Annotated in this window: 7 protein-coding genes and 1 other RNA gene; 4 read left to right on the forward strand and 4 right to left on the reverse strand. The window is 26.1% G+C overall.

Features of this window, described 5'->3' with window-relative positions; translation table 11 throughout:
* Positions 1-17: 17 nt before the first annotated feature.
* Positions 18-384: RNase P RNA component class A (rnpB, locus tag LDP10_RS02665), an RNA gene on the forward strand.
* 52 nt (positions 385-436) lie between these two features.
* On the opposite strand, the gene pmbA is transcribed toward rnpB, so the two are convergent.
* Positions 437-1783, reverse strand: coding sequence for a metalloprotease PmbA (gene pmbA / locus LDP10_RS02670; RefSeq protein ID WP_265197205.1), 1347 nt, complete (start codon positions 1781-1783; stop codon positions 437-439).
* Positions 1784-2119: 336 nt separating this feature from the next.
* Between pmbA and ppa the strand changes: the two genes are divergently transcribed.
* From ppa to rpmG, 3 genes are all read left to right on the forward strand, one after another.
* Positions 2120-2662 (forward strand): inorganic diphosphatase, encoded by a 543-nt coding sequence (ppa, locus tag LDP10_RS02675; RefSeq protein WP_265197206.1) that lies wholly within the window; start codon positions 2120-2122, stop codon positions 2660-2662.
* Between the two features lie 171 nt (positions 2663-2833).
* Entirely contained in the window at positions 2834-3064 is a 231-nt protein-coding gene (rpmB, locus tag LDP10_RS02680) for a 50S ribosomal protein L28 (protein WP_265197207.1), read from the forward strand.
* 9 nt (positions 3065-3073) lie between these two features.
* Entirely contained in the window at positions 3074-3241 is a 168-nt protein-coding gene (rpmG, locus tag LDP10_RS02685; RefSeq protein ID WP_265197208.1) for a 50S ribosomal protein L33, read from the forward strand.
* Positions 3242-3402: 161 nt separating this feature from the next.
* On the opposite strand, the gene fliR is transcribed toward rpmG, so the two are convergent.
* From fliR to fliP, 3 genes are all read right to left on the reverse strand, one after another.
* Positions 3403-4188 (reverse strand): flagellar biosynthetic protein FliR, encoded by a 786-nt coding sequence (gene fliR / locus LDP10_RS02690; RefSeq protein WP_265197209.1) that lies wholly within the window; start codon positions 4186-4188, stop codon positions 3403-3405.
* On the reverse strand, positions 4188-4457 hold the full coding sequence (gene fliQ / locus LDP10_RS02695; RefSeq protein WP_265197211.1) for a flagellar biosynthesis protein FliQ: 270 nt from the start codon (positions 4455-4457) through the stop codon (positions 4188-4190). The genes fliR and fliQ overlap by 1 nt, the downstream gene beginning before the upstream one ends.
* 72 nt (positions 4458-4529) lie before the next feature.
* Positions 4530-5165 (reverse strand): flagellar type III secretion system pore protein FliP (fliP, locus tag LDP10_RS02700; protein ID WP_265197212.1); only part of this gene is annotated, 636 nt, incomplete at its 5' end.

Genomic DNA, 5165 nt, shown 5'->3' on the forward strand with positions numbered 1-5165 from the left:
ATATAATATGAGATAAAGAAGCTGACCAGACAATCGCTGCTACTATTTTATAGAAATATGTAGGAGAGGAAAGTCCGGGCTCCATAGGGCAAAGATGCCAGATAATACCTGGGAAGCGAAATCTTACGACCAGTGCAACAGAAAAAAAACCGCCAAAATGTCATTTTAAATGTTTAGGTAAGGGTGAAAAGGTGTGGTAAAAGCGCACCGCGAAACTGGTAACAGTTTCGGCTATGTAAACTCCATCTGGAGCAAAGCCAAATAGAGGTCTTTATAGTATGGCCCATACTAAAACCTGGGTAGGCTGCTGGAGCTAATAAGTGATTATTAGCCTAGATGAATGATTGTCTAATACAGAACCCGGCTTATAGGTCAGCTTCCTTATAATTCTTTTATAAAAAACATGTTTACATAGTATTCTAAACATCATTTTAAATTATAAACCAGAAATTTGCATTTCAGATAATAAAATCGAACCACTCTTTATAACACTGTTTTTATTTATATCATTTCCAATTTTAACAATATTTTTAAACATCAACTCTAAATTCCCAGATATAGTGATTTCACTTACTGGATATTGAACTATTCCATTTTCAATCCAGAATCCAAACGCACCTCGAGAATAATTTCCAGTAATAATATTAACACCATCTCCCATTAATTCAGTAACTAAAAGTCCTGTTCCCATATATTTTAATAAATCAAATAAATTGAGATCTGAAATACCTTGAACTAACAAATTATGAACACCTCCAGAATGACCTGTACTTTCGAAACCTAATTTACGAGCAACATAAGAATCTAATAACCAACTAATTAATCTTCCTTTGTCAACAATGAGAATATTCTTTGTACGAACACCTTCGTTATCAAAAGGTTTAGAACCCAAACCTTGACGTATATGTGGAGAATCAACTATGCTTAAAAAGCTAGGAAAAACGTTTTCTCCAAACTTATTTAATAAAAAAGTAGATTTTTTGTCTACATTATAGCCACTAATTGCATTAACAAAATTATAAAAAAAACCAGGAATCACTTCTGAAGAAAAAATTACCGGTGATTTCATGGTATTTATTTTCCTTGGAAATAAACGAGAAATACTGCGACTCGCACTTTCTTGACCTATATATTTAGCAGAATCTAAATCGGTAAATTTTCTAGAAATTGTAGAAACATAATCTCTTTGCATACATTTTTTCTCTCTTGCTACACTACAACACGACAGAGAGTGTATACTAGAACTATAACCTTGTAACAATCCAACACTATTCCCACATACAATCGTTGAAAAATGACTATTAAAAGTCACGCCCTCTGTATTAAAAATTCGTTTATCAAATGCAAAAGCTGCATTTTCGGCAGAAATAGCTAAATTAGCTGCTGTATCAATATTATGTATAACAGGATGTAATAAATCGAGATCTACAACGTTATCTACAGCTAAAGTATGTGAAACTGGTAATCCTGAAAAAAAATCTTCTGAAGTAAAATTAGTAATCATAGCAGCTGCTTCTAAGGTTTTTTTTATTGAAAATAAACTAAAATCTGTAGAAGAAGCAGATCCTGTCCTATTATTTTTATATACTGTAATACACAATATCCCGTCATTATTAAATTCTATATGCTCTGGAACACCTTTTCTAACAGAAACACTAATGCCTTTTGTTTGTTTAACTGTTACTTCAATGGTATCTATGTTTACTTTTGCTTTTTCTAAACATATATTTACTAAATCTTTTAATACTGATTCTTGTAAAAGAATATCTCGTAACGTATACATTATAAATCCTTATTAAAAATATTAAAAAATGATATTTAATAGATAAAATTGGTAAAATTTTATATTGATATCATACAGCACAGTTAACACATTTTAAAATTAATATAATTACATAAACATAATTATATTTTTCACAAAAAGTTATTACTTTCTTATAAAAAATTAACATTGGTTAAAATTATTTAATAATCAACATCCAATACTTTACTAATATATTGATTAATATTATAATCCATAAAACAAAAAACTATCAATGATCACTGTATTATAAAAATATATTATTGTTCACAATCTTATTATCAAATTAATCGCCAGTAAATCATTGGGAATCATTATATGTCTCTAAATAAAATTCAATCCGGAAATCAACCTCCTCTTGATATCAATGTAATAATAGAAATTCCATCTCATACCCATCCAGTAAAATACGAAATGGAGAAAAAATTAGGAGTATTATTAGTTGATAGATTCATATTAACACCTATGTTTTATCCATGTAATTATGGTTATATTAATAATACACTATCTGAAGATAACGATCCATTAGATGTATTAGTATATACCCCTTATCCATTACAATCTGGTTCAGTTATACGATCTCGACCTCTTGGTATGTTAAAAATGGAGGATGAATCTGGAGAAGATTCAAAAATTATAGCCGTACCCCATTCTAAAATTTATCCTGAATATAATTATTTTAAAAATATCGATGATTTACCAAAATTGTTATGTGATCAAATTATTAATTTCTTCGAAAACTACAAAAAAATAGAAAAAGAGAAATGGGTAAAAATTATCGGTTGGAAAGATATCGAATCTGCTAAAAAAGAAATTATGCTTAGTATAGAAAAATATAAAGATTGTTACTTTAAAAAATAAAACTATAAAAATATTTCTTTAAGAAAAATAAAATTCAAAACCTTCACTTAAATAACAAAAATAAAATAAAATATTTTGTTTCAAAAGAACATTTTTTAATATAAAATTGTCATCTTTTATAAAAATCTCAAAAATTTATTATATTCAAAATAAAACGTTATGGAGAGTGATATGTCACGTGTTTGCCAAGTTACAGGAAAAAAATCCATGGTCGGTAATCGCAGATCTCATGCGATGAATGCAACTAAAAGAAAATTTTTACCTAATTTACATTTTCACCGATTCTGGGTACCTGAAGAAAATAGATTTATAATTTTACGAGTATCCGCAAAAGGAATGCGATTAATCGATAAAAAAGGAATACATGTGATATTAAAAAAAATACATAAAAACAAAAAATAGAGGGAATATATGGCCAAAAATACTAGAGAAAAAATAAAATTGGTATCTTCTTCTGGATCTGGTCATTTTTATACTACTACTAAAAATAAAAGAAAAAAACCAGAAAAATTAGAATTAAAAAAATACGATCCTAAAATTCGAAAAAGAGTATTGTATAAAGAACAAAAAATAAAATAATAAATATTGTTATTTCTGCACGACAAGAACTAGACTCTAATTATATTTTTAATTAAGGTCTGTTCTTTAAATAAAAATTAAAAAATTAATTTTAATTAATTAAAATTTAAATAAATTTAATTTTTGTAATAATAATTTTCCCTTTTTAAAACATTTATATTTTATGATGGTGTAACATTTTTTAAAAAAGATAAAAAAGAAAATATTATAAACTGAGACATATCTTTCATATGAGGAACAATAATAAATATCAATAAATTTATAAAAAATATTCCAATTAATAAAGTGATAGAAAATCCTATTGAAAAAATAGATAATTGAGCTAATACACGATTTAAAATACCCATAACCATATTTGATATTAAATTAATAATTATTATAGGTAAACTCAACATCATTCCATTCTTAAAAATAATACTATAAAATTGAACTATATCTAAAAATAACGTAGATTTAAAAAATAATTTATCTACTGGAATCATATAAAAAGTATGAACCAATATTAATATCATCCAAATATGAATGTTCCAAGATACCAACAATAATGAAACAAATATATAAAAAAAACGAGATATTACCGATGTATTAATATGGCTATTCGCATCAAAAATAGTAGAAAAAGATAATCCAATTTGAATACCAATAATATCTCCTGTAATCTGTCCTATAGATAAAATAAACTGCACCATCATTCCTAATACTATTCCTATTAATATTTGTTCCACCAAGATTAATATATGAATAAAAGATAATGAAATTATTTCTAATTTTGGCAAAAATGGCATAAGCAAAAAAGTTACTAATAGTGATAACAAAATTTTTATTTTATAGCTAAAAAAATGATTATCAAAAATAGGAATCATAGAAATACATGCCAGAATACGACAAAATGGAAAAATAAAATTAATAAACAATAAAAAAAAATAAGCTTTATTAAAAATAATCATTATCGAATAATCAGAGGTATATTATAAAATATAGTTTTAATGTAATCTGACATAATACCTAACATCCACGGTCCCAATATTATTATTGTAATTAAAATAGAAATTAATTTTGGGATAAATGACAATGTTTGTTCATTTACTTGAGTAACTGCCTGTAATAAACTAATAATTAATCCTGTAAATAAAACCGATAATAATAAAGGAGCTGAAATTATTAAACCTATTTTCGTTGCTTCATAGAATAATGTCATTACATATTCAACAGTCATAAAAATCACCATTATTGATATAAATTATATTTTTATATTTGTTAAAATAACATTATATAATTATATTTTAATTCATAAAAAACTCTGTGTTAAAGAACTAATTAGTAATGACCAACCATCTACCAAAACAAACAACATTAATTTAAAAGGCAAAGAAATTGTTGAAGGGGGTACCATCATCATTCCTAATGCCATTAAAACACTAGCAACAACTAAATCAATAATTAGAAAAGGAATCAAAATAGTAAAACCGATTTGAAAAGCTGTTTTTAACTCACTTGTCATAAATGACGGCAGTACAATACGCATTGGTATTTCATCTTCACTAACAAAACTTGAAATATTCGCTAGTTTGGCAAACAATTTAAGATCAGTTTCACGAGTTTGATGCAGCATAAATTTTTTCAGAGGAGGTATTCCTTTTTCAATAGCCGCTTCCATGGTAATCTTATTTTCACTAAACGGTAAATAAGATTCTTGATATATTTTTTCAAAAACAGGGGACATAATAAAAAAAGTTAAGAACAAAGCTAATCCTATTAAAATCTGATTTGAAGGAGCATAAGGTGTTCCTAATGCATTTCTTAATAAACCAAAAACAATAATAATTCTAGTAAAACTAGTCATCATTAAAAGTATAGCAGGAATAAATGTTAAAAAAGTTAACAATACTAATACTTGTACAGAAAAAACCCAATTTTTCCCTCC

The organism is Buchnera aphidicola (Pemphigus obesinymphae), from assembly GCF_026122815.1.
GTDB classification, from domain to species: domain Bacteria; phylum Pseudomonadota; class Gammaproteobacteria; order Enterobacterales; family Enterobacteriaceae; genus Buchnera_C; species Buchnera_C aphidicola_BJ.

Excerpts from the sequence above, each read along its gene's own strand:
- pmbA (WP_265197205.1), bottom strand. The coding sequence starts at position 1,783 with ATGTATACGTTACGAGATATTCTTTTACAAGAATCAGTATTAAAAGAT.
- ppa (WP_265197206.1), top strand. The coding sequence starts at position 2,120 with ATGTCTCTAAATAAAATTCAATCCGGAAATCAACCTCCTCTTGATATC.
- rpmB (WP_265197207.1), top strand. The coding sequence starts at position 2,834 with ATGTCACGTGTTTGCCAAGTTACAGGAAAAAAATCCATGGTCGGTAAT.
- rpmG (WP_265197208.1), top strand. The coding sequence starts at position 3,074 with ATGGCCAAAAATACTAGAGAAAAAATAAAATTGGTATCTTCTTCTGGA.
- fliR (WP_265197209.1), bottom strand. The coding sequence starts at position 4,188 with ATGATTATTTTTAATAAAGCTTATTTTTTTTTATTGTTTATTAATTTT.
- fliQ (WP_265197211.1), bottom strand. The coding sequence starts at position 4,457 with ATGACTGTTGAATATGTAATGACATTATTCTATGAAGCAACGAAAATA.